Genomic DNA, 23,824 nt, shown 5'->3' with positions numbered 1-23,824 from the left:
CTGGTTAGCTATTTATTTCTTATTACAGCCGGGATTCAACCCAGGCTTCTACTGTTGCCAGTGCAGCCGGTAATGCCTGAACGTCACTTCCCCCTGCCTGCGCCATATCAGGACGACCACCGCCTTTACCGCCCACCTGCTGGGCGACAGAAGCAATCAGATCCCCTGCTTTGACGCGATCGGTCAGATCTTTCGTGACGCCCGCAATCAGGCTGACTTTATCGTCAGCGATGGTTGCCAGAACAATAATCACTGAACCCAACTGATTTTTCAGGTCATCAACCATCGTACGCAGAATTTTAGGCTCTACGTTATCCAGCTGACGAACCAACAGCTTAACGCCTTTCACTTCTTTCGCCTGGCTGGAAAGTGAAGCACTCTCCTGCGCAGCTTGTTGCCCTTTCACCTGCTGAAGTTCTTTTTCCAGCACGCGGGAACGTTCAATCAGAGTACGGATTTTATCAGTAATGCTGTTCACATCACCTTTCACCATGTGCGCAACATCTTGCAGCAAATCACTTTGCTGATGCAGTGCATTAATGGCGTTTTCACCGGTAATCGCTTCGATACGGCGAACACCTGCCGCCGTGCCTGACTCGCTCTGAATACGGAACAGGCCGATATCACCCGTGCGGCTGGCGTGAGTCCCCCCACACAGCTCGGTGGAAAAATCACCCATAGTCAGGACGCGCACGCTGTCTTCGTATTTTTCACCAAAGAGCGCCATCGCACCTTTTTCTTTCGCTTCATCCAGATCCATGATGGTGGTCTGAATTGGCAGGTTACGACGGATTTGCGCATTCACCAGATCTTCGACCTGACGAATCTCTTCCGGTTTCATCGCTTCGAAATGCGAGAAGTCGAAACGCAGATAGTTATCGTTTACCAGCGAGCCTTTCTGAGCAACGTGCTTGCCCAGCACCTGACGCAGTGCGGCGTGCAGCAAGTGAGTCGCAGAGTGGTTCAGACGAATACGTTCGCGACGCTCAACGTCAACTTCGGCTTCAACGCTGTCACCAACGCTCAGTTTACCCGCGTTCAGTGAGCCCTGATGACCAATGGCTTTGCCATATTTTTGGGTATCAGAAACCGCGAAAGTGCCGGCTGCCGTTTTCAGAATGCCTTTATCGCCAACCTGTCCGCCAGACTCACCGTAGAATGGTGTGTCATCCAGAACGACGATAGCGTTATCGCCCGCCTGAATTTCATTTACTGGCTGACCATTGATGAACAGCGCCACAACGTTTGAATGACGTTGCAGATGCTCATAACCGGAGAACTGCGTAACACCGTCAACACGCACCATGCTGTTGTAGTCCGCGCTGAAACCGCTGGACTCACGCGCACGACGACGCTGAACTTCCATCGCTTTTTCAAAACCGACTTCGTCAACTTTCAGATTACGCTCGCGGCACACGTCCGCAGTCAGATCCAGCGGGAAACCGAAGGTGTCGTACAGACGGAAAGCAATCTCACCGTCCAGCGTATCGCCTTTCAGAGAAGATAATTCGTCATCCAGCAGCGCCAGACCGCGCTCCAGAGTACGGGCAAACTGCTCTTCTTCAGTTTTCAGCAACTGCTCAACCATGGCTTGCTGTTCTTTCAGCTCAGCCGCTGCCGGGCCCATCACGTCAATTAACGGAGCAACCAGTTTGTAGAAGAAAGTCTCTTTCGCACCCAGCATGTTGCCGTGACGGATTGCACGACGAATGATACGACGCAGCACGTAACCACGGTTTTCATTCGATGGGATCACGCCGTCTGCAATCAGGAATGCGCAAGAACGGATATGGTCTGCAATAACGCGCAGAGATTTGCTGGTCAGATCGGTCGCGCCAGTCACATCAGCAACGGCAGCGATCAGTTTCTGGAACAGGTCGATGTCATAGTTTGAGTTCACATGCTGCATAACAGCGGTGATACGCTCAAGCCCCATCCCGGTATCGACGGAAGGTTTAGGCAGTGGCAGCATGGTGCCGTCAGACTGACGGTTGAACTGCATGAAGACGATGTTCCAGATTTCGATGTAACGGTCGCCATCTTCTTCAGCAGAACCCGGAGGGCCGCCCCAGATATGGTCGCCATGATCGTAAAAAATTTCGGTGCAAGGACCGCAAGGTCCGGTATCACCCATCTGCCAGAAGTTGTCAGAAGCGTAAGCGCCGCCTTTATTATCGCCAATGCGGATAATACGTTCTTTTGGAACGCCGACTTCTTTTTCCCAGATTTCAAACGCTTCGTCGTCAGTCTCATAGACGGTGACCCAAAGCTTTTCTTTCGGCAGATTAAACCAGTTTTCGCCGGTCAGTAATTCCCAGGCGTAGTTGATGGCGTCATGCTTGAAGTAATCGCCGAAGCTGAAGTTGCCCAGCATTTCGAAGAAGGTATGGTGACGGGCGGTGTAGCCGACGTTTTCGAGGTCGTTGTGTTTGCCACCTGCACGCACACAACGCTGAGATGTGGTGGCACGGCTGTAGTCGCGTTTATCCAGACCGAGGAAAACGTCTTTAAATTGATTCATCCCGGCATTGGTAAACAACAGTGTCGGATCGTTTGTCGGGACAAGCGAACTGCTTGAAACAACGTTGTGTCCCTTACTATGGAAGAAATCGAGAAACGCTTGACGGATCTCAGCGGTGCTCTTGCTCATAAATATCCCGGAATCATGCTGGAAGAACGGCTCTTGAGCCGGATAACGCTGCATATGGCAGCAATCTGTACAGCTCACGAACGAAAAAGTGCGGATAAGATAAAATTTCTGCGCGGGGAAGTAAAATACCGTATGCGGTCAATCGTCAAAATCGCGATAAATCGACTGTATTTCTTCCTGAAAGAAGCCTCGGTAAAGCAAATAACGCAGAACTTTCGATTTTTCTTTCCAGTCTTTCGGTAAATTTTCTCCAAACTTTCTGACGGCAATATCCCGCGCCAGAACACACCAGTCAACCTCCGTTTCCTCCAGCGCTGTCGATATGATTTCTTTATCGACACCTTTCTGCAGTAATTCCGAACGAATGCGTTGTGCACCGTAGCCTTTGTTGCTGCGACCGGAAATATAGCGACTGGCAAATTTGGCATCATCAAGCCAGTGATGCTGGTAGCAATAATCGATAACTGCCTGTACATGTTCCTCCGGGATCTCTTCCGGCACAGGGCGTGGTTCCGGGCGTACTTTTACCGCATTATCTTCATCAAAGGCATTTTCGTCTGGCCGTTTACGTGAAGACCAGCGACTTTGTTTATTCTGGGGTTTTACAAAGGGGACGGGCGGGATAAGCAGTTTACGGCGCAGCTCGGCTTCACCGTGATCACGCTGAGACAGCAGACGCATCGCGCGGCTGATAAGTGTATTAATTTTCGCCGCATTGGCGTCTTTTTCCTGAGGCGCAAACAGTGTGGATTCACTGTTTTGTTCAACTTCTTCAAGAAGTCGTTTCAGATCGATGACATTTTGATTCGGTGCTTTTTCAGTGGACATCGGAGTCCCTCAGATATGCAAAATGCCAGCCTGAAACCAGGCTGGCATTTTATCGACTGTGACGTCAGACAACCGCGAAATTAAAACTCTTCGCTGGTTTCCATGTTGTCGTCAGCGTCTTCAGCTGTCGTGGCAACGCTCAGTTCGCCGGTGCCGCTCAGCAGCAGGTCACGCAGTTTTTTATCCAGCTCGGCAGCTACTTTCGGGTTTTCTTTCAGGAAGTTGCAGGAGTTTGCTTTACCCTGACCAATCTTCTCACCGTTGTAGCTGTACCATGCGCCGGCTTTCTCGATCATCTTGTGCTTAACGCCAAGGTCGATCAGCTCGCCGTTGATGTTGATGCCTTCGCCGTACATGATCTGGAATTCAGCTTGTTTGAATGGTGCAGCAATTTTGTTCTTCACCACTTTCACGCGCGTTTCGCTACCGACAACGACATCGCCTTCTTTGATAGCGCCGATACGACGGATATCCAGACGAACAGAAGCATAGAATTTCAGTGCGTTACCGCCGGTTGTGGTTTCCGGGTTACCGAACATCACACCGATTTTCATACGGATCTGGTTGATGAAGATCAGCAAGGTGTTGGCGTTTTTCAGGTTACCCGCGAGTTTACGCATTGCCTGGCTCATCATACGTGCCGCGAGGCCCATGTGAGAGTCGCCGATTTCGCCTTCAATTTCAGCTTTCGGTGTCAGAGCCGCGACGGAGTCAACGATGATAACGTCAACCGCACCTGAACGGGTCAGCGCATCACAAATTTCCAGCGCCTGCTCACCGGTATCCGGCTGAGAACACAGCAGGTTATCGATATCTACGCCCAATTTCTTAGCGTAGATAGGATCCAGTGCGTGTTCCGCATCGATGAACGCACAGGTTTTGCCTTCACGTTGTGCAGCAGCGATAACCTGCAAAGTCAGCGTCGTTTTACCGGAAGATTCCGGCCCGTAAATTTCCACGATACGGCCCATTGGCAAACCGCCAGCGCCTAACGCGATATCCAGAGACAAAGAGCCGGTAGAGATCGTTTCCACGTCCATAGAGCGATCTTCACCCAGACGCATGATGGAGCCTTTACCGAATTGCTTTTCAATCTGGCCCAGTGCTGCAGCTAACGCCTTTTGCTTGTTCTCATCAATAGCCATTTTTACTCCTCGTCTGATACAGGGGAACATCCAACCTGCATCACTGAATATAATTTATGTACAGGTAATTGGCAGTAATTATACTGTATGCTCATACAGTATCAAGCCTAATTTTGCAGAAACTCAGATAACGCAGTTTGTAGCGAAAAAACAGCAGCTTGCAAACGTACTGCTTCACGATCGCCAGAAAATTGTTGTTTTGCCGTCAGTACACGCCCGTCTTTACCGGCGAAACCAAACCAGACGGTTCCCACGGGTTTTTCTTCAGAACCCCCGTCAGGCCCGGCAATACCGCTGACGGACACTGCAATATCTGCTCCCGCCGCATGTAAAACGCCCTGCGCCATTTCATGGACGACCTGCTCGCTTACCGCGCCGTGCTGTTCCAATGTCGCCTCGGAAACGCCCAGCAATTCATGCTTGGAAGCGTTGCTGTAGGTGACAAAACCGCGATCAAACCAGGCCGAGCTTCCGGCGATGTCCGTAATAGCCTTGGCAATTAATCCGCCGGTACAAGATTCCGCGCAGGTGATCCACAGTCCCTGAGATTTAAGCTCAGTGCCGATTTCTGCACTCAATTCACGTAAACGTTTTTCGTCCATATTCCATCCTGGCGGGTCAGCTGAATTCAACCTGATGTTAGCATTTCTCTTTCGCTGTGTGAGGCCTGTCGGTGCGTTTTGCGCGATGTATTCAGAATTGGAATAAAAGGCAAAAAGAAGGGCCACAACAAGCGGCCCTCCGTGATAAAGCAGAAAATCAGGGTCAGCGCGCCGCTTTCACCGCCTCACCCAACTGCCAGACCGCCATCGCATAATGTACGCTGTGGTTGTAACGGGTGATGGTGTAGAAGTTTGGCAGCCCGTACCAGTACTGGTAACTGGTGCCCATATCGAGCCGCAACAGGCTGGCTTCCTGATAACCGCCCAGAGAGCCCAGCGGGCTAAGACCCGCTGCCGTCAGCGTATAAAGCGGATATTTTGTCTTGAAGCCATTCTCCAGCAATGGTGCCTGTCCGGCCGCTGGCACCGCAATCGGTGCGCCTTTCGTCCATCCGTGCGCCTTGAAGTAGTTGGCTACACTGCCGATAGCATCAATCGGATCCCACAGATTGGCATGGCCGTCGCCGTTAAAGTCCACGGCATAATCTTTATAAGAAGATGGCATGAACTGACCGTAACCCATCGCGCCCGCAAACGAACCGCGCAGGCTCAGCGGATCATCCCCTTCACGACGGGACATCAGCAGGAAGGTTTCCAGCTCGCCGGAGAAATAATCCGCACGGCGCGGATAGGCAAAGGATAAGGTCGCCAGCGCATCGATAATGCGGGTTTTACCCATTACGCGGCCCCAGCGGGTTTCGACGCCGATAATGCCGACAATAATTTCCGGCGGCACACCGTAAACCTGCTCCGCACGCTGCAACGCATCCTGATACTGATTCCAGAACACAACGCCATTCTGGACGTTATCCGGCGTGATAAATTTGCTGCGATAGCGGTTCCACGCACCATTTGGCACGGTTGACGGCGGGCCGGACGGCGCCTGCTGATCCATCAGGCGTAAAACAAAGCCCAGACGTTTCGTTTGCGCCAGTACATCATGCAACTGCTGCCGGTCGAATCCGTGTTCGCGAACCATTTTATCGACAAACTGATTCATGGCCGGATCGTAAGCGAAGTCTCCGGTCTGCACTGCGCCAGTGTGTTCGGGCTGCAATAAAAAGCCCCCGCTGGGAACCGAATTGCCGCTGGCATTTCTTCCGTCAGAGAAAGGATTGCGCGGGCCTTCAGGCTGAGCCGGAGGCTTATTACTGCTACAAGCAGAAAGTGTTAAAACCAGGGGAAGAATGACTGCCAGGAGGCGCATCGGATATCCGTAACCATGCAATAAAAGAGGTGGGGATATGGTAGAGCATTATCAGGGCTGAAAAAACTGAAAATCGACGTCTTTACAACGATGCATGAAGACCCTGATCCCCGGCGAATTGCGGGACATTACGCAACTTCAAAACGCTTCGTGGTTTTTTACCTCTACTCACGTTAGGATCCGTTGTAAAGTCGTTGCCCCGGGCGGTACGAGCCAACAGGATGATTTAAAATTGAATCAAATCAAGAGTAAAGCTAGTGATATGAGCGGGCTGGATGCTCACACCCCAATGATGCAGCAGTATTTTTTTAAATAATTAACTTGTTGAAATATAGGTACAAAATGAACTCCATATCGATTCTAGTTTACTGATGGGATACTTTTAGTTGCTTGGAGGTATTCTACTCCGCAATAAAATAGGCAAAGATTATTTGTAAAAAACGAAGAGGCAACATCAGGTTCTATTGAACAAAGAGGCCAAACTGCTCCAAAAGGAAGATAGTTTTCAGGACTTTCACTTTGATAAAAATCATCTTAAAATCAATAGCATCTCCACAGATAAATCTTGCATATTTATACAAAAAATGTTATCAGTATAAAATTCTATTGATTTAGGTAAATATAATGATAAGAATCATAAATGAAAATATCAATTTAATTAGTGCGTTAGGTGTATTCTTCGCAGCAATATCTTTTATAACTGGCTTTGTAAAAATGAAAAGAAAAAAAGGGGAAAGCTCTCCAAAAAATCATTCTGCTATTAACAATAATATTGTTATAAGTGGAGAAAATAATATCAACAACAATACAATAAACATTGACCAATCAAAAAAAAAGAATACCACATACACGAAATAAAAGGGGTTGATGCATTTTACTCTGATATTATTTCTAATCTTTCCCACTCTAACGATCATAATAAAATTGAATTATCGAAGGCTTTAGATGATAATGACAAAATAAGAGCAACCGAATTATTAAATATAATCATTCAGGAAGTTAACGCAAAACAATCTATACATGAAAATATATTAACTGAACACTCTAATTATTTAATTCAATATCAAGATACAATGTCTTTAACTTATATGGATATAGCGACAATTGCATCCATGTTAAATTTGGATATTGCTGAAGATTTTTTTAAGAGAGCATTAGATCTGAATGAGAACAATCACTTAGTTTTATATGCCTATTCTTTGCACTTTAATTTTAAAGGCGAATATCATAAGGCTATTGAAATAGCACATAAATTATTGACAAAAACTGAACTTTCAAGAAAAGATCTTCAATACACATACGGAAATCTTGGTATATTTTATAAAAATATATCTGATTGGCACAAATCTGAGCTATATCAAACAAAATCATTAAACATCGCGATAGAGCTGGGTGATGCAGTTGGTCAAATTAAAGCGAATAATAATATAGCAGTTCTACTCAACAATAAAGAAAATTACACCAAGGCCTTTGACATTCTATCAGAAATGTTACCTTGCTTAGATATAGAAATAGACAAAGAAGACAATACTAAAGAGAAGAATGACCTAAGAATCCTTAAGTCTGACTTATTGACTAACATAGTTATTAGTCTAAAAAGAATAGCAGAATACAGTAAGACAGACTCAGTCAAAATGGATAATTTAGACAAGGCCCTTAGATATATCAATGAGGCTATTGATATTTCAGAAATGTTAGAAAATGATGTTAAAATAATCACGAACTATGGCAATGCCTCCAATGTCTACAAGCAACTGAATCAGTTTGAAAAGTGCGAAAAACTTCTTGAAAAAGCTTTAGAGAGATCAATAAAATCTAAAAACAGCAAGTTTATCGCTCTTTGTAAGTATAACTTAGCCGTGCTTTATTCAGATATAGGAAAATTAGATTTAGCAGAGAAACTATGCAAAGAAGCTCTATCACTTAAAAGTACTTTAAATGATAGACTAATATCAGATATATATTATACATTAGCCGTTATAGCTAAGGAGCAGAATAGCGATAAATTTGAAAGTTACTGTATACTCGCACATTCATTATATAAAAAACTAAATCTTGATAAATCGATATCAAAAATCAATACACTGAAATTGAAATAATTCAATTTCACACATAGGATTACCAAAATGAAAAAAAATAAAATTAGCGATTCCTTATTTCATGGATATCTCATATCGATCATTACAACAATTTTATTAATAATTTGGGTGAGGTTTCAACCGATAGATAGCATCTATTGGCTACTAATGCCTTTGATTCCTGCGATAACAATCTCAATGTTTATTTTATTTTCAAGAAATAACCAAGTACGAACCATCATTAAATCATGTAATGACACTATTCTTTATTCAGTAACAGCTTTAACAACCTCATTATTAATATTGAATACGCTCTCCGGCAAGAAAATAGATTTCTTTCAAGCATTGATGACCAACCTTATTGGATATATTCTATTACTCACCTACACTATTTTATTAACCATTAAGTCAGGTATTGCTGCATCAGAAAGTATAGATTTTATTAAGGCTATTCGTTCATCTGACCAGGGTTCTCATCAAAAATAACCTTGGAAAAAATAATAACGAGTGGTGATAGTATTATGCAAATTTCTATTACCACAGCTAAAATAACATATCCATTATTAGTATTGTCCAGATTACTCAAACTAAAATGTGGGGTGGCATTGAGAAAACACACTGATAAAACAATGAACGAAAAATAAAAAATTACTGAAATAATTATAACAAGTTTCTTTTTCATATACATATCTTTTAACCTTTATCTTATATGCATAAAAATATCAAACCTATACTAATTGTCAATGTTACTTTAAAAATAAAAAGCAAGGGCTAACTCTCCGAAGCTCCGCTTCTCTGAGTTGCCTTGCTTTTCCTCCTTTCAGTCAGAAAAGAAAAAATCAAAAGCGAAGCTATTGACATTGTTCGCAACCACTATATAAATAATATAATAACGTAAAGCATAAGGAATATGCTTATTAATGTTGAACATACATATAAAAGGAGTTTATATGGAAAACAAATCAAATCTTCGAAAGCATTGCGTCAGTGCAAGATTTAACAAAGAGGAATTAGAGCTTCTCAATTTAAAGCGAAACACTAAGAGTAAAGGCGAATGGCTTCGCATAGCATCGCTGAATCAACTACCTCCTATTATTCCTGAAATAAATCACGCTACCTGGATTAAGTTAGGCGAAATCGCACAACAGTTTAATCGTGTTATTTCTCACTTGAACAGTAAGAGCTTCGATAGCGGTCTGACAAAAACAGAGATTTTCTTTATAAAAAAACTAATCAGAGAGCTTCGAGCCAATTTGCTGCAAGGAGCTTCTTATGAAGGGAATGCAGAAGATAAAACGGGGTAAGCAATTCGAAGGTGCAGTGTTTTACGTTTTAAAACCAGGACAACACCATAGGTGTGATCCATATGTGATCGGCGGTAATTTGGTCGGTGCTTTGGCAACAGAACTTATTGAAGAGTTTAATCTGTCAAAACAACAGCGCCCGGAAGTAGAAAAACCCGTTTGGCACAATTCGCTTCGGTTGCCTGAAGGTGAATCGCTGTCAAAAGACAAATGGGTTATGTTCGCAGATGATTACATGAAGAGAATGGGGTTCAATGACACTCATCTACGCTGCTATGTCCTACATGATGACTCAGCAGGTCAGCACATACACATTATCGCCAGTCGTATCGACTTCAACGGCGGTAAACTTTACCTTGGTAGGAACGAAAACCTTATCAGCACCCAGATCATTAGTGAACTCGACATCGCTCACGGTCTGACAGTGACCAAAACTGCATCTTCCTCCTCACAAGCACAACCGAAGCGGAAGAGAATCTCTCGGAATGAACAGATGCTTTCTGAACGGACTGGCCTTCCCTCCCCTAAGGAAGCTCTCCAGCAGATACTTGATAAAAGTTTGACAGATACACCTGACCTTTTAACTTTTATCAAGAGGCTGGAAGAAGCGGAAGTCGGCTGGACGGCAAATGTCGCTTCTACCGAGAAAATGAACGGGTTCTCGTTCTCCTACCGCGATATAGCTTTCAAGGCATCTCAACTTGGAAAGGCATACTCTTGGGTAAATCTTCAAAAGCAGCTTAACTACAACCCAGACCACTTAGAAGCTCTTCGAGAGACAAAGGAAGCTATCCCAGCACCAGCACCAGCACCAGCACCAGCACCAGCACCAGCACCAGCACCAGCACCAGCACCAGCAGGGATGGTAATCAAGACAGCTAGGGAAACGCTAACGATTTCAGAAAAAATAGCTTCTCTTACTCCTTCTCCAAAGGCTTCTATTGCTCTTACACCGTCTTTGACACCGAAGACAGCAGTTAAGGAAGATAAGCGCAAACGTATAATTAATGCCGTTCTCGATTTGCAAAACTCACAAAAAAGGAACAAAGCAAAACCTCCCCGCTTCATCTTATGGCTTCCTTTCCTTAGCTTGCTGAAAATACTTGGTTTTTTCTTGATACATACTTTCAAAAAATTCAAGAGAGTCCTAAAAGCCCACGCATTAACCCCATCAATTCAAACACAACTCACTGCAAATATTAAAAATCATAAATAACAGAAAGTTACGGTTCAACTGGGTCAATCATAAAATCCAGGCTTTTTTAAACGATTGATTTTCCGTAATTTTATTGATCGGTTTTACAGATCAATAAATTATTGTTGATAGTTTTTAACTATCACAGGTGCAGCATCGATCGGTACAAACGTTTTTACTTCAGGCCGGTAAACATCGAAGATTCATCGAGATACGCCTAACCGCAGTTAAAAATTGTCGATCTGGAAAATAAAATGAAAAAATATACTTTTGTTGCAGCAGTCATAATTTCGTCTTTCATGCTTGCAGGGTGCGATAGCGAACCATCTGAGCAAGATATGTTTAATGCCTTAAATCAATCTATAGAAAGCGGAAATTCTGCAGTTCGAGCCATTAACCCAAATGTTCCGGAAGCAATGCTTAGAACGCTAAAAACAGTTAAGAAGATTGATTGTATAAATGAATCTGATAAAAGCTATAAGTGTAATGCAGAAGTAACTATTAATAATGAACACCGAACTACCACCCTGAAATTTTTAAAAAATGACGATGGATGGAAATTGATAGGAAATTAATGACTAAATCCCTTACAAAAGCTCCCAAAAGGGAGCTTTTTTCTAAATCATCACAGCCTTGCCCTTTTTCTGGAACTGCCTTTATTGATAACGATCTCTCTGCTGATCTCTTTCATTTCATACTGGGCTTTTAACTCGACATAGACTTGCTCTAATCTGCTTTGATTCCCTTCGATATAGTCAACAAGTGCATTTAATTGGATAAAAATGACTTCTTTATTTCCTAATTTTTTGATGAAGTTACTTTTCAAACATTTAAATACACTACAAAACATTTGCATGATATTGTCAACGTTATTAGTTGAACAACAATATTGAGGGATTGGACTAAAATATTTTATATGGTAGCCCACAAAGAGCAGGTATAGCTTGTATGTATACATCTCATCTTCTGGACTGTATGTATCAGTAATATATTTATCAATAAGTATGATAAATTGCTCTTCTTTCGAGAGATAATTCTTTTCTTTTTCCATATGGTTGCATCCTTGCAATCTATAATCGTCTTCCTGACGAACATGTATATAGTTTTATCATATAATATAAATTAATCAAGCATTCCGTAAACATTTATTTACATCGTAATGTATTAATTCCATATTTAAGTTAGTTTTCGGTCAGTTCTTCTTCTATCTATTAGTGGTAACGGCTCATCTAAAATATGCTTAGTTATATTATGTTTAAATGCATTATATTGCCACAATACAAATTGTTGCTTTAAGTTTCTATTTTCCACTTCAAGAAGTTGAAGTCTGGATTCCAGATGAAAAATTCTTTGAGAAGCAATAGAAAGTGAAGAAGGCTTTTTGAAATTATTATGATTATCTTTAATACCATTCTTCTTACTTTTAAATGCCTCTTTTATCTCGTTATGATAAGACAAAGTTTGTCTACTTGGCCTATTACTAAGAAAAGTGGCACATTCTTCGCAAAGCTCTTCCCAGGTAATTTTCGGCTTACTCCAACCCAGCAACCTATTCATAATAAGAGTTTTTTCATTTTTAGTTAATTTTTTTGACATGAATAATTTCCTTTTTATTATTTAATAATTTTTCCGCATTATAGATTCTTGATAAGTGTGAGTAACTTTTATTGGATAATCGAACGAATGATCCTTCAGGAACCTCTTTACTTTCTAATATACTAATTAACTCCTGCAATCGTTCCTTTATTTTTAAATGGAAGTTTAACCACCGATCTTTATCGATTTGACGATCATTTTCATTTGTATCTTTCATTGTCGTTTCAATTAACTCATTAGTTTCTGACAATCGTTCTTTGAGTCTGGTCAAACTATCAAGCGAACCTTTGATGCAGATCTGCTCTGAACAATTTAAGCAATCTCTGAACTTTTCACATGGAGATATAGCGTAGTCATGAATGCAATATCCAAACTCTGTCTTATGAACAGCCCCATGACTTACAGATAAAAAGCTTTCTCTTGAAACAGGGTTACGGACTGTTATATTTTCACTAACTGTATAGTTAGTTGCAGCGCGCTTTAAAGATTCATATTTTTCGATTATCTCCTCTTCACTAACATGATTGTAAACCCTGTTTTGTTTTATGCTTGCTCTTCCTGACCATTTAGCTACTTCGTATTCAGTCATGCCGTTACGTTGAGCTATAGTATTTAATAGATGTCTTATTTGATGGGAGTGAAAGTGAAAACTCTGTTTGTTCCCATTTTGATATTCATGTCTTTCGAAAATATTTTTTCTTTTTTCTTGGTAATAAGTATCACTATAAAAAGAACTTGTATGGGGTGTATATAATTCTATTATGTTGTCAGACTTATTTAAATGAAGGCTATCTTTAAAAAATAAAAAAAGCAAATCGCTAAATTTAATATTTTTCTTTTTGTTATACCATGGGAATCCATCAGGAAGACGGCTTTGCAATTCCTGCCATAAAGTTCTTAATGAATATATATTATCATGAGATTTGATAGATAAACGTTTTAGAAGCTTTACTCCCTCTTTTTCTGAAATTGATTCATTTAACAAAACCTCACAAACCTGAACAGTTGTTAGTAATTTACTCTCGGAATAGCGGCTGAATCTTGTCTGTTTATGGAACGCTTCAAAATTTAACTCCATCAGCTTTGCAAACGTTCTGGGTTTATTAGTTAACCTTCTTACTCTATCAATTGCTTTTTGAGTGACAGGAGCCATGACACTCGGAATCCATTTTATATCTCCTCCGTAGCCTTTTCCTGCCCAAAATCGTAAGCCCCATTTTTCATTACCTTTCTGTGTTGTATTTGTGAATACACAATCAATAGATAAAGATAGAACTTCTGAAATACGTGACGGTGCTGACATTAATAAAGCAACAACGGATGTTGTAAAAATATCTCGTTTATCTGTTAACTCCTGGCTGAAAATATCTGCGAAGATATATATAATCTCTTCGTTTGGGATTTTTTTATTATGTTTTTCTTTATCATCTAAAAAATAATCTTGTTTAAATCTGATAGGACTTTTCCACCCCGCTATATTTTTGTATGTTAGTTTATTTTTGAATAAAAATGAACATATACCTTTCAATTCCCGACCAATAACATAAGCATAATTATTACTATATCTATTTTTGATAAAGGAAATAATTTCATCAAGAATAGTATAATTAACAAGGCATATATTAGCACACGAATGTGTTTTAATGAGGATATATTCAACGCACCTTAGAGTGGCGATTACTATCTCTACTCTGTTTGATTCAAAAGGATATTCATGGGTAATATATGCTTTTGCAAAATCGATAAAATCCGAATTCATTTTTTCATTATGAAAGTGTTCTTCACTTAATTTAGTAAATTTTATTTTTTGTTTTTTTATAACCCACACATCCGAACCCCAGGATTTATGCATATCATTTGTCGCCTTATCCTGCATATTACTAATGAATAAACTCATAGAGTTGGTAACGTTTCGGATCTGTATGTCTTTTATATTAATTACACTCATTACCACCTCCTGATTTTATTACATTGCACTTTTTAATAACTTCGCTTACAGCTACGATTGTTCGATCTAGCGCCGTTGTAACTTTTATATCCTCTGTAATATCCGAAATTCTTTTCCTTTCTTTTATAAGAAAGTCATATAGCTCATTATGAGGAGCCTCTATCCAAGGTTTGAAATATGGACATGTGTAGCAAGGAATTGGGACGGGAGCATTGCAATCGTTACAATTGGAGCAGTTACCTGAATCTTTACCTTTATGGTTTTTTATTTTAATACTCCCAGTATCCGAATTAACCAATTCCCCTTTGAAGGCTTTAACATAGTTCAATATACTTCCAGCAACCAGGTCGTCTATTTTGTCTGCATGTTCTGGTATGTTTTTCACATAACAAGCTACAAACTTTGTCGAACGATGGTCTAATAATTCCGCTATAATACTCTCTCCATAGCCCTCTTGTGCAGCCCTTGTCCCTAACGAATATCTAAATCTTCTTGCATTGATAACTTTTGCGTATTCCAATGAGTCAATATTATTTGCGATTTTTTGTATTTTGCATGTAATCAAATTAGCTTTGATATGAAAATAGTCAGTTTCTAATAATCTTGAAAAATCATTGTTATTTGTAATTACATTTAAAGCTTCAAGATCAATAAATAATGGTAGTTCTGCTAACTCATCATTAGTTAAATCTCGGCCCACTAAATTTTCTACAACATTAATATTCTCCTTACACAAAATAATGATCAAGTCATTAAGCTCTTCCGTTATTTTTAATTTTTTAAATTCAGATCGAAAGGCACCACTATGTTTTGCTCTTGGATATTTTAATGCTATTTCATTAGAATGAACATCGGAAAGGCTCAATATGTCTTTCAATTTTAAATGCGAGGTTTGTATTGGTCTACGCCCTGTGTATGAGGTTATCAATGCCATAACTAATTCGGAAATTTTAATAATTCCTTTTTCATATAATAAAATAGCGCCTTCGTTAAAATTTATTATGTCATTTTCTATCAATGGACCTTTTCTTAAATCCATCGTATTTACCATTTCTCCTATACGTCTTTTTTTTGTTTTACCCTCACACAAAACTTTAACCTGATCATCAGTTACGCCTGGATATTCTAAATAAAGCCATTTTTTAAAAAAAACTCTCATACTTTCAAGGTGGTCTGATTTATTGTTTATTGCTTCCTTATAATAGTTTATTACAGAAAGATCTGTTATTAGCCCATCTTTTGAGCTTTTCAAAAAATCATTAAAAGCCCAGAACATTTTCTTTGTATAAGAAGTAGACCTTGTTGTAGCAAAAAAACTCAATGTATTCAAAAAATAGTCATGGTGCGATGAATGTAATTTTTCAAGAATCAGACTTATATTCAATTTTACATTTTTATCTAAAACCCATGCAGGATCTGCTAATGAGAATTTATATCTGCTATTTGCTGTGATCAATTCATAATCTCTTCCTCTGCACTTTGTATTATTTATCATTTTGCACTCCTCTATTTCTACAACTTAATCTTTCTTGCAATCTTACTGAAGCATCATTTGCTTTCTCTTTAACAAATCTTTTATTATATTTTTCGGCTGTTCCAGAATTCGGTCTCCACCCCATTACTTTTTCCCTGATGACTCCCTGTTCTTTTTCACTCACATTAAGTGAATCCATTAAGCAAGAAAAGTTGTAATTCCAAGTGTGACGAAATTTATGACCTGTTAGACCTTTTAGTAAAAGATCACACTTACTGATTGTAGATAAAATTTTAAAATAACCAGATTTACTCAATGGCTCTCCCTGAAAGGGTCCAGATTTATATGTTATAAATAAGAAGTCAGATTTACCTTTTGAAAAGAGCTTTCTATCATAAATGATATAATCCATCAATTTAGATGATAATTCATTACTTAATGCTAATGCTCTGCCAAGGGTTTTAACCAGTGGCTGATTTAATCTCGGATCATTTACCTCGTCTGCTCGCCTTCGAATGTAAAGCATTTGTTCTTGAAAATTAATATCTCCAATTTTTATATTTAATAACTCACCACCTCTAATCCCCAATTCAGTTAGAACCATTATAATTATTGCATTTCTATTTCTTACAATAGATTCGAATGGATTATCGGGTGAATGAGGATCGATACTTTTCATTATTATATCTACTGCACTATCACTCAATGCTTTATCTCCATCTCCAGCGCACTCACTATCGTTATAGTAATTACAAATTGGCTTCCTTGCATTTATAGTTTTAAGCATTTTAGACAGGTGAGTTTTATACTTTGGAAAATCATATTGTAAAAGTTCTTCTGTTAACCATGAAAGATAAGCAGTAATATTATCTAACCTATTGCATAAAGTTCGTTTTGACACATAATCAGATTTATGTCGCATACCTTTTTTCAAATCAGAAGTCTTGGAAAGAAAAATAATCAAATGATCGATATCCCTTCCTGACAAATATTTTCCACTTAAAATATATTCTTCGATATCGATATTTTTCTTCTCCATGAATCTATAAAACAGAGAAAGATTAACTGCTTTTGATTCTATTGTAGCAATAGCATGTCCACTATTTCTAACTTGTGTCGTTAAGTATAAATTAGGATGAAAAAGTGGTATTCCTGTTTCTTTATTTATTATGACGCAATATCTTTCCCCTGAATCAAGAAGGAATTTATTGACTTTTATTTTACTCATATAGTCTCCTTTTTTGCATTTTTATAAGGTGTAACACTTATAATTATTTTGGCAATATTAATTTTGCACTTTTAGGATTTTTTATTGCATAACGACATGTTTAAGAAGGATATTTTTTTAGAATCTTGCGATTCCCCTGCAGGGGAATATATAATCCTTTCTGTTTACCTGAGAATAACTAAAGCCTTCTTCATATCATATAACAAGCCAATGTCCGTAAAAAACGTAAAAAATAATGCAAAAAACAGTTACTAAACTTCTTTATTTTTTGCATTTTGCCAAAGTAATTACTATATATATATTCTATGTTTTTTCATAATTCAAATTTATTTTTAATGAGAGATACTTATTTTACATGTTTATTTTTTTGATTGCTTTATTGCTATGAATTAAAACATGATACAATATATTGTTGCTTATAAATGTATTTGCTAAGGAAGGTTTATCATGAGGAAGATATTGAAATCATTTTTAATTGGATTATCAATTATCATCGGATCTGCTGGTTCTCTTTTCGGAATATATTCATATTTCTTTCCTAACCCACCGGATATGCACAGAAAAGACGATATAATTGGAACCTGGACAACAAATTATTCATATTCGTATGATAACAAAGGAATTGTTGTCTCTGTAAAGGACAAGACCTCTTATTTCTCAAATGGAAAATACAATGTTAGCGGAAAAATATCTTATAAAGCAGATAAAATCAACAACTCTGATATTTATGTTTCTTATTTAGTCAATGGCGCGGGGGAGTGGGAGATAAATAATAAAGAATTAGTTATCTCTTTAAACAATTTGAAATCAACTCCTGAGAAAATTATTTATAATGGAGAAAATATTGATCTTAAAAACCTCTCTTTATTAGAAAATATCACACATAAGAAATTCCCGGTAGTTGAAGACATGATGGCTAACGGTGCAAGTCAATCATATAGATTAATAATTGATGAGCATAATTACAAAACACTTGATGTGGTAAATCCATTTGGAAAAGATTTCAATATAGAGATGTATAGAGAAAAGTAAAAAATACATTTCTGATATACACGGCCAATGCAGAATTGGCCACGTTTATCTATTCATCAAAGGCATCATTCAACGTATATCTTTCCTGTTCTGATTCCGAAGCACGAGCTATATTATCTAATGTTGACGTAAAAATTTCGTTCCAAATATTTCTTTCTTCTTTAATTTTCCACTTCTGAAATAGAGCATTTTCAATTGAAATCCATACCACGTCTGCGTTTGGCTCTAATAGGTTTTTCTTGAAGTCATCATCAGAAATAATAAGAGCATGAGATATAATTAAGTTTATATCTTTTGAATTATTGGCAATCTTCCAGAAAGGTTGAGGTTCGCAGAAATCGATCAATGATTTGAAAGCTAACCCACGCACCTGAGCCGCGTGCATTGTGTTGCTTACTTTGTGGTTATCTCGCCAGGAACGAAGATCCTTTAAAAGGTAGTTTATTCTCTGGTTTCTGGCCTTGCTGTCTTCCGATTGATACTGGATATATTGTGGCCCACTACCACTCTGTCGATATCTTGCTAACGTTTTTACACTGACACCAAGATATAGAGCGGCCAAGTCAACACTTAGTGTTGTATCGTCTGGCATATCACTGAACAAACGCCAGACCTCAGATAGTTCTCTTAATGTCTCCACGACGCCCATAGCTCAGACTCCTTGTTCCAATAGAACGCTATTTAATATAGATTTAAATGTATTTATCCAGGATTCGCAACTCTATATTACTTAATTTTTTTATAATCTCCAACCTTCTGCTTTTAAATGTATTTTGAATGTCTTGATGGTTTTCGCAATTGTAAAATACACTTGATATTTTTTTCATTATCTCTCTAGGTATTCCTGCATCACGTAGAATAATTTCGTGACTATCATTAGTACCATATTCAAGCAAAGAAACTATATAATCTAGACTTATTTCCTTTGATTTTTTTTCATTTGCAACAAAATTAAATATACTTTCAAATGCCTTTATATACCGAGGCCACATAAATTCAAAATACTTAGTGATCAAATCAAATGTAAATCTTATTCTTGAATTCTCTGTTTTCCTTAAAAACTTCACAGTATCTGAATTCAATAAAACAGGAAATGATGGCGTTAAATATACGTAATATTTCGTTAAATTTAAGAGGTTCTTTTTCCCTATCTCCCCTGAAAAACTACCACCTTTATTGCCTTCAGTGAATAGAAGGTCGTAAATAATCGATAAGATATTTTCTAAAATTCCCTTATCAGGTATTTGGGTAGAAAAAAAGTACTTATCCAAATTACCATTAACTCTCAAACTCTCCACCATTGATATTTGCCCAGAAATATCTACAAATTTGTTTCCCTTCAATAAATCAAGGGGGATTTTTAATTTCAATAGATTTTCAATGAATTTTTGATATTCAACCCTATTAGCTCCTATTATATCAGCGTCATTTAATTGAACTAACGTTTCCAATTTAGGATCACCACTATCAATAAACTCTATCTCTACGTTGGTATTTTGGTTTTCACTTTTTTCAATCTGCTCAAAGTAAAAAACTCTCCCAAGGAAATGTTGCATGAATCTCCCTGCCCGCCCTTCTATATTTTTCCTATCAAGACTTTTTATTTCTTCGCCATTACCTATTTTCAAGTCATAGAGAACAACGTTTTTTGCCGTAGAATTAACTCCTTCGGTTAGAGAAGTCGTACAAAATAAGTAATTTACTCCCTCACCGCTACTTTTATTAAACTCATCGATGATTAAGTCTTGTATATGCCTTGGCATTGCGCCATGATGAAAAGCAATTCCTTTTTTTAAACATTTAACCAAAGACCAATTCTTTGAAATATTACTTTCTAAATATTCGACCAGACTCTCATTATGTTTCTTCTCTTGTAGTTCGCCTAAAAGCCTTTCCGCAAGATCTTCCACATATTGCTTTCTATATCTATAAATTAAATACTTCCCATCGATACTTTCATTCCCTATAATTCTCTTCAAATTCTTATATTTATCACCGACAACTCTAATTGTTGCCCCCTCTATATTATGAATCCCTCTTTGGTTAATATAATCTAACTCGTAATAATCTTTTTGCACTATTTCAATATCAAATTTTAACATCTTGATGCTGAATTTATTTCGAAAACCCTCACTAAACTCACTAATATATGGTCCAATTAGATATAAATCAGCCCCACTCCTTGTCAATCTGTATAATATATCTGCAAACACTCTAAATCTGTCATCATTCAGCTTGTAGTCAGCTTTGTAGATCTCATCCATCACGAAAAAATCTACATTCATATGAACATTATCTTGCATTAAAACACTCATTCTTTCCGGTGTAAGAATAAGTATATATTCTTTTTCTTCTTCTATTTTTATTTTAGATGATTTAGATACTATATACCTATCAGAGAATTCTTGCTTAAAATCGTTATATGACTCTGAAAGCAATGATACTGTTGGCATAATAATCACGATCATTTTGTAATCATTATGAGAAATTATTTCACGAATTATTCTAGTTTTTCCAAATGAAGTAGGAGCACTTACAATTAATCGTCGGTTCGTCTGAAACTCATTAAATATCTCTTTTTGCGGTTTGGTTAAAGTTGTTTCAGATACAGAGCTTGTGTAGAATGCTTTTAAGAATATGTCTTGTGGAGAAACACTTGGGTTATAGCCTATTTCGCTATTTTCAAGCATGTCATCGTACAAGAAAATTCTCGATTTTATAATGCAATCGTGCAAAAGCTGTTGAACCATTGCATCTTCTAAATGAAGATTGGCAATATGGCATATTGCTTTTACACATAAATTATAGTTTTCATTATTATCAAGAAGACGATAAATATCAATTAGGAAGTCTTCAACAACGTTAGTTTCTCTGCCTTTTGTTTTTTTTATTTCTTCTAATTCGATATCAATGTTTTCAATAATCATGGAACCCTCGTTATCAAAACTTCATAGCCTGTTCAACTAACTCTATATTTTCTTTTAACTTTGCCACATCCTCAAACGGAAAAAGGAAAAATACTAGTTTTATATTTGAGTCTTTAGGCCAAGCCTTTTTATATATATCTTCGAAATGTTTGGTTAGCTCCGTTCCCAATTCTGATAGAAATGGATCTTTATCCATTAAAACCTTTCCCTTTCCGCAGCATTGACCTATATACTTACTGTCGTAAGTCAATAACACTGGAACAGCGATTTCAACTGAGTCCAGACTCTTCCCACCATCGACATAACTCTTTAATTGTAAATAGAGTTTTCTATCAAGGGTTTTGTTTATCTCAATTTCCCCACCCAATAACTTTAGTTCACTTGCTATTCTACTTTTATCGTTCAGATGGTCTGTTAGCGAACTCAGTGCTGATGATATTGCTCCGCTTATAGATTTATGAAATTTTGCTTCACCTAACCAAAGAGTGATTTTATCATTTTCAACTGAAAAATGAGCGCAATCAAATCCCTTTATCTGCTCTCTTGTCGTAGAACGTAATCTTGCCTTCGTTACGAATTTTGGCACATCATAAAAGATACTTAAAATCAAAAAAAGCATTAATTCCCCATAATCTCCTTTTGCCTGACGCCGTGCATCAGAGATTCGAGTAAAGCTACGTTTATTAATCTCGGAGGGATCTAGCTCTCTCATTTCATCTGCTGTTAAGGAGAAGTATGGAACAACATCTCGGATTAACCCAACCAAGTCGTCTTGCCGATACTTCCCATCAAAAAAATCCAATGTAAATGTGTTATCATCCAGACCTGATGACGGTAGTCTTACTTCATACTTAAATATCTGATTGCTGATTCTTATTTTTATTGAGTCGTCCATCATTCTAATCCTCAGAAGTTCACAGCAAAATAGTGATCAAACTTAAATAATGAATGTTTTTAATCACGGAACGGAACTATAATTTTTATCTTTGCAATGCTTTATGAAGTAGATACAAAATTTTTGTGATTCCCTCCACGAGACTCCTTCACTACTTATACTATCTTTTATTCATCTGCTGGCAACAACGGATACCGTACTGAAGCTAACAGCACATTGTATAACTTAGGTGCCGTCATCAGCATATGCAACTCTATTCGTTGTAGTGCTTCTAAAATTCGAGTCTGCTCAGGAATAGCATATCTTTCAGTAGGATCTGTTGTATTTCTATGATTGAGTAATCTCTTCACAACAGCATAAGAAGTATGTTCCTCAGCAACACGCCCGAAAGTTCGCCGTAGGTCATGCATTCCAAGCTTTACGATACCGGCATCCTGACATAAATATTCACGTAAACTTTTGCTGTCAGAATAGTGCCCTGCTTTGCTTCTTGGCGAACGTGCTGGAAAGACCCACTTCTGCTTATCTGGACAAGTTTCTGTGTTAGTGACGATATCTCGTCTGTCTTCAAGTATCCGCTTTACAGCATCACAAACTGGTAGTTCATGATCGTTGCGATTTTTTGTGTCGTAAAAACGAATGATTCTGTTATCAAGATCAACATAGCTGATAATTTTGGCTTCTTCACTGGTAAGAGATTCTCTCCAACGCAGCGAAGCTGTTTCTTCTTTCCTGGCTCCCAGCAGGATAGTCAACAGTAGGTAATCGCAACCAAGACGGTTGAAGTTTCTCTTGTCATGTAAGGCATTTAAAAAACGCCCTAGCGTGTCTTTTGGTGACAATGGATTTCTGACACCTTTTGCTCGGTAGCTGTCTTCCAGTTCCGAGCGAGTCCTGAATTTTTTCTGCACCTTTAAAATGGAAAAAGGGTTATACGACATGGAAGGTTGTCGTTGTTGTGTCTGAGCATTCCCTGCTTCAATTTCAATCGCGTGTTTGACTGCAACGTTAGCCCACCTGAATGTTTGCTCTGCTGCTGTTCTGGCTCTGCTGGCAATTTCATCAAACTTACGAAGAATTTCATTACCTGTTAAATCCTTTACTCGCAAACCAGCCCAGTCTTTCAAACGGTTCTCGGCTTTATCAAGCACCGCAAGGGTGTTTGGTTTAGCTGGTTTAGATCTACCCATTAAATGATTTCTGTATTGAGCAAAGATTTCGCTCATTGTGAGTTCTGCTGAATCTACTTCTCTCTTGATTTTATTAGGATTTCTTTTAGTTGCGATCATTGTCTGAACCAACTGTCGAGCGACTACACGGGCTTGATCGATACTGGGAAAATCAGACACATTCCCTACTTTCACTTTTAAGACCGAACTCGGTTTCTTGCCTTCTTTCACATCACGGTCACCGGAAGACACTCTTCGCTGGATTACATACGTTTTTTTCGTCAAACTTACTTTCACCCCGAATCCCACTGGGGCTTCTCTGTGATCATCAAAGACTATGTAAGGTTTTTGGTCAGGGTTAGCTTCGAAAACGACTTTTCCAGAGTTACTGAGTGCAGGCTTAACATTGATACTTAACTTCTTGATAATAAAACCCTGACTGAGAGTTGTTTTCAAAGCATCACCACCATTTGTAGCCCAGAGAAA

The 23,824-nt window shown here is 38.6% G+C and carries 20 protein-coding genes; 6 read left to right on the top strand and 14 right to left on the bottom strand.

What is annotated here, in order from left to right; genetic code table 11:
• Positions 1 to 22: 22 nt before the first annotated feature.
• The 5 genes from alaS to mltB all read right to left on the bottom strand — a co-directional run bounded on the left by alaS (position 23) and on the right by mltB (position 6,492).
• Positions 23 to 2,650 carry an alanine--tRNA ligase gene (alaS, locus tag IV433_RS24990; protein ID WP_195816461.1) on the bottom strand — a complete coding sequence of 876 codons (2,628 nt, stop codon included), beginning with the start codon at positions 2,648 to 2,650 and terminating at the stop codon, positions 23 to 25.
• A gap of 138 nt (positions 2,651 to 2,788) precedes the next feature.
• On the bottom strand, positions 2,789 to 3,355 hold the full coding sequence (recX, locus tag IV433_RS24985; protein ID WP_195816495.1) for a recombination regulator RecX: 567 nt from the start codon (positions 3,353 to 3,355) through the stop codon (positions 2,789 to 2,791).
• 203 nt (positions 3,356 to 3,558) lie between these two features.
• Positions 3,559 to 4,623, bottom strand: coding sequence for a recombinase RecA (recA, locus tag IV433_RS24980; RefSeq protein WP_152324006.1), 1,065 nt, complete (start codon positions 4,621 to 4,623; stop codon positions 3,559 to 3,561).
• 107 nt (positions 4,624 to 4,730) lie between these two features.
• Complete coding sequence (gene pncC, locus IV433_RS24975; RefSeq protein ID WP_195816494.1) at positions 4,731 to 5,225, bottom strand: nicotinamide-nucleotide amidase; 495 nt, start codon at positions 5,223 to 5,225, stop codon at positions 4,731 to 4,733.
• Positions 5,226 to 5,388: 163 nt separating this feature from the next.
• Positions 5,389 to 6,492, bottom strand: a complete 1,104-nt coding sequence (gene mltB / locus IV433_RS24970) for a lytic murein transglycosylase B (RefSeq protein WP_195816460.1) — start codon at positions 6,490 to 6,492, stop codon at positions 5,389 to 5,391.
• Positions 6,493 to 7,565: 1,073 nt separating this feature from the next.
• Between mltB and IV433_RS24965 the strand changes: the two genes are divergently transcribed.
• The 5 genes from IV433_RS24965 (at position 7,566) to IV433_RS24945 (ending at position 11,644) form a co-directional block, all read left to right on the top strand.
• A complete protein-coding gene (locus tag IV433_RS24965; RefSeq protein WP_195816459.1) occupies positions 7,566 to 8,591 on the top strand; it encodes a tetratricopeptide repeat protein in 1,026 nt (341 codons plus the stop codon).
• A gap of 27 nt (positions 8,592 to 8,618) precedes the next feature.
• Complete coding sequence (locus IV433_RS24960) at positions 8,619 to 9,056, top strand: hypothetical protein (protein ID WP_195816458.1); 438 nt, start codon at positions 8,619 to 8,621, stop codon at positions 9,054 to 9,056.
• 464 nt (positions 9,057 to 9,520) lie between these two features.
• Positions 9,521 to 9,874 carry an ATP-binding protein gene (locus IV433_RS24955; RefSeq protein ID WP_229893705.1) on the top strand — a complete coding sequence of 118 codons (354 nt, stop codon included), beginning with the start codon at positions 9,521 to 9,523 and terminating at the stop codon, positions 9,872 to 9,874.
• A complete protein-coding gene (locus IV433_RS24950) occupies positions 9,843 to 11,090 on the top strand; it encodes a relaxase/mobilization nuclease domain-containing protein (protein WP_195816456.1) in 1,248 nt (415 codons plus the stop codon). The genes IV433_RS24955 and IV433_RS24950 overlap by 32 nt, the downstream gene beginning before the upstream one ends.
• 233 nt (positions 11,091 to 11,323) lie before the next feature.
• The gene (locus tag IV433_RS24945) at positions 11,324 to 11,644 is read left to right on the top strand and encodes a cell wall-binding protein (protein ID WP_195816496.1); all 321 of its coding nucleotides are present in this window, start codon (positions 11,324 to 11,326) and stop codon (positions 11,642 to 11,644) included.
• A gap of 50 nt (positions 11,645 to 11,694) precedes the next feature.
• On the opposite strand, the gene IV433_RS24940 is transcribed toward IV433_RS24945, so the two are convergent.
• The 5 genes from IV433_RS24940 to IV433_RS24920 form a co-directional block, all read right to left on the bottom strand.
• Entirely contained in the window at positions 11,695 to 12,120 is a 426-nt protein-coding gene (locus IV433_RS24940; protein WP_195816455.1) for a hypothetical protein, read from the bottom strand.
• A 125-nt stretch (positions 12,121 to 12,245) separates the two neighbouring features.
• The gene (locus tag IV433_RS24935; protein ID WP_195816454.1) at positions 12,246 to 12,665 is read right to left on the bottom strand and encodes a hypothetical protein; all 420 of its coding nucleotides are present in this window, start codon (positions 12,663 to 12,665) and stop codon (positions 12,246 to 12,248) included.
• Positions 12,646 to 14,613: a hypothetical protein gene (locus tag IV433_RS24930; protein WP_195816453.1), complete on the bottom strand. Its 1,968-nt coding sequence runs from the start codon at positions 14,611 to 14,613 to the stop codon at positions 12,646 to 12,648. The genes IV433_RS24935 and IV433_RS24930 overlap by 20 nt, the downstream gene beginning before the upstream one ends.
• Complete coding sequence (locus tag IV433_RS24925; RefSeq protein ID WP_229893704.1) at positions 14,600 to 16,108, bottom strand: site-specific integrase; 1,509 nt, start codon at positions 16,106 to 16,108, stop codon at positions 14,600 to 14,602. The genes IV433_RS24930 and IV433_RS24925 overlap by 14 nt, the downstream gene beginning before the upstream one ends.
• Positions 16,098 to 17,315, bottom strand: coding sequence for a tyrosine-type recombinase/integrase (locus tag IV433_RS24920; protein WP_195816452.1), 1,218 nt, complete (start codon positions 17,313 to 17,315; stop codon positions 16,098 to 16,100). Before IV433_RS24920 ends, IV433_RS24925 begins: the two co-directional genes overlap by 11 nt.
• Before the next feature lie 447 nt (positions 17,316 to 17,762).
• On the opposite strand from IV433_RS24920, the gene IV433_RS26250 reads away from it, so the two are divergent.
• Entirely contained in the window at positions 17,763 to 18,347 is a 585-nt protein-coding gene (locus tag IV433_RS26250; RefSeq protein ID WP_229893703.1) for a hypothetical protein, read from the top strand.
• A gap of 49 nt (positions 18,348 to 18,396) precedes the next feature.
• Here the strand turns inward: IV433_RS26250 and IV433_RS24910 are convergent, their stop codons facing one another.
• The 4 genes from IV433_RS24910 to IV433_RS24895 all read right to left on the bottom strand — a co-directional run bounded on the left by IV433_RS24910 (position 18,397) and on the right by IV433_RS24895 (position 23,794).
• Positions 18,397 to 18,996 (bottom strand): hypothetical protein, encoded by a 600-nt coding sequence (locus tag IV433_RS24910; RefSeq protein WP_195816451.1) that lies wholly within the window; start codon positions 18,994 to 18,996, stop codon positions 18,397 to 18,399.
• A 43-nt stretch (positions 18,997 to 19,039) separates the two neighbouring features.
• Positions 19,040 to 21,274, bottom strand: a complete 2,235-nt coding sequence (locus tag IV433_RS24905) for a DEAD/DEAH box helicase (RefSeq protein ID WP_195816450.1) — start codon at positions 21,272 to 21,274, stop codon at positions 19,040 to 19,042.
• Positions 21,275 to 21,287: 13 nt separating this feature from the next.
• Positions 21,288 to 22,172 carry a HamA C-terminal domain-containing protein gene (locus IV433_RS24900; protein WP_195816449.1) on the bottom strand — a complete coding sequence of 295 codons (885 nt, stop codon included), beginning with the start codon at positions 22,170 to 22,172 and terminating at the stop codon, positions 21,288 to 21,290.
• Between the two features lie 164 nt (positions 22,173 to 22,336).
• Positions 22,337 to 23,794 (bottom strand): tyrosine-type recombinase/integrase, encoded by a 1,458-nt coding sequence (locus IV433_RS24895; RefSeq protein WP_195816491.1) that lies wholly within the window; start codon positions 23,792 to 23,794, stop codon positions 22,337 to 22,339.
• Between the last annotated feature and the right edge of the window lie 30 nt (positions 23,795 to 23,824).

This window comes from Rahnella laticis (assembly GCF_015644585.1).
In the GTDB taxonomy this organism is placed as follows: domain Bacteria; phylum Pseudomonadota; class Gammaproteobacteria; order Enterobacterales; family Enterobacteriaceae; genus Rahnella; species Rahnella laticis.
The sequence above is the reverse complement of the archived record's forward strand: the minus strand, read 5'-3'. Positions and strand labels throughout refer to the sequence as shown.

Coding starts and splice junctions, on each gene's coding strand:
- alaS (WP_195816461.1), bottom strand. CDS start 2,650: ATGAGCAAGAGCACCGCTGAGATCCGTCAAGCGTTTCTCGATTTCTTC.
- recA (WP_152324006.1), bottom strand. CDS start 4,623: ATGGCTATTGATGAGAACAAGCAAAAGGCGTTAGCTGCAGCACTGGGC.
- pncC (WP_195816494.1), bottom strand. CDS start 5,225: ATGGACGAAAAACGTTTACGTGAATTGAGTGCAGAAATCGGCACTGAG.
- mltB (WP_195816460.1), bottom strand. CDS start 6,492: ATGCGCCTCCTGGCAGTCATTCTTCCCCTGGTTTTAACACTTTCTGCT.
- IV433_RS24965 (WP_195816459.1), top strand. CDS start 7,566: ATGTCTTTAACTTATATGGATATAGCGACAATTGCATCCATGTTAAAT.
- IV433_RS24960 (WP_195816458.1), top strand. CDS start 8,619: ATGAAAAAAAATAAAATTAGCGATTCCTTATTTCATGGATATCTCATA.
- IV433_RS24955 (WP_229893705.1), top strand. CDS start 9,521: ATGGAAAACAAATCAAATCTTCGAAAGCATTGCGTCAGTGCAAGATTT.
- IV433_RS24950 (WP_195816456.1), top strand. CDS start 9,843: ATGAAGGGAATGCAGAAGATAAAACGGGGTAAGCAATTCGAAGGTGCA.
- IV433_RS24945 (WP_195816496.1), top strand. CDS start 11,324: ATGAAAAAATATACTTTTGTTGCAGCAGTCATAATTTCGTCTTTCATG.
- IV433_RS24940 (WP_195816455.1), bottom strand. CDS start 12,120: ATGGAAAAAGAAAAGAATTATCTCTCGAAAGAAGAGCAATTTATCATA.
- IV433_RS24935 (WP_195816454.1), bottom strand. CDS start 12,665: ATGTCAAAAAAATTAACTAAAAATGAAAAAACTCTTATTATGAATAGG.
- IV433_RS24930 (WP_195816453.1), bottom strand. CDS start 14,613: ATGAGTGTAATTAATATAAAAGACATACAGATCCGAAACGTTACCAAC.
- IV433_RS24925 (WP_229893704.1), bottom strand. CDS start 16,108: ATGATAAATAATACAAAGTGCAGAGGAAGAGATTATGAATTGATCACA.
- IV433_RS24920 (WP_195816452.1), bottom strand. CDS start 17,315: ATGAGTAAAATAAAAGTCAATAAATTCCTTCTTGATTCAGGGGAAAGA.
- IV433_RS26250 (WP_229893703.1), top strand. CDS start 17,763: ATGAGGAAGATATTGAAATCATTTTTAATTGGATTATCAATTATCATC.
- IV433_RS24910 (WP_195816451.1), bottom strand. CDS start 18,996: ATGGGCGTCGTGGAGACATTAAGAGAACTATCTGAGGTCTGGCGTTTG.
- IV433_RS24905 (WP_195816450.1), bottom strand. CDS start 21,274: ATGATTATTGAAAACATTGATATCGAATTAGAAGAAATAAAAAAAACA.
- IV433_RS24900 (WP_195816449.1), bottom strand. CDS start 22,172: ATGATGGACGACTCAATAAAAATAAGAATCAGCAATCAGATATTTAAG.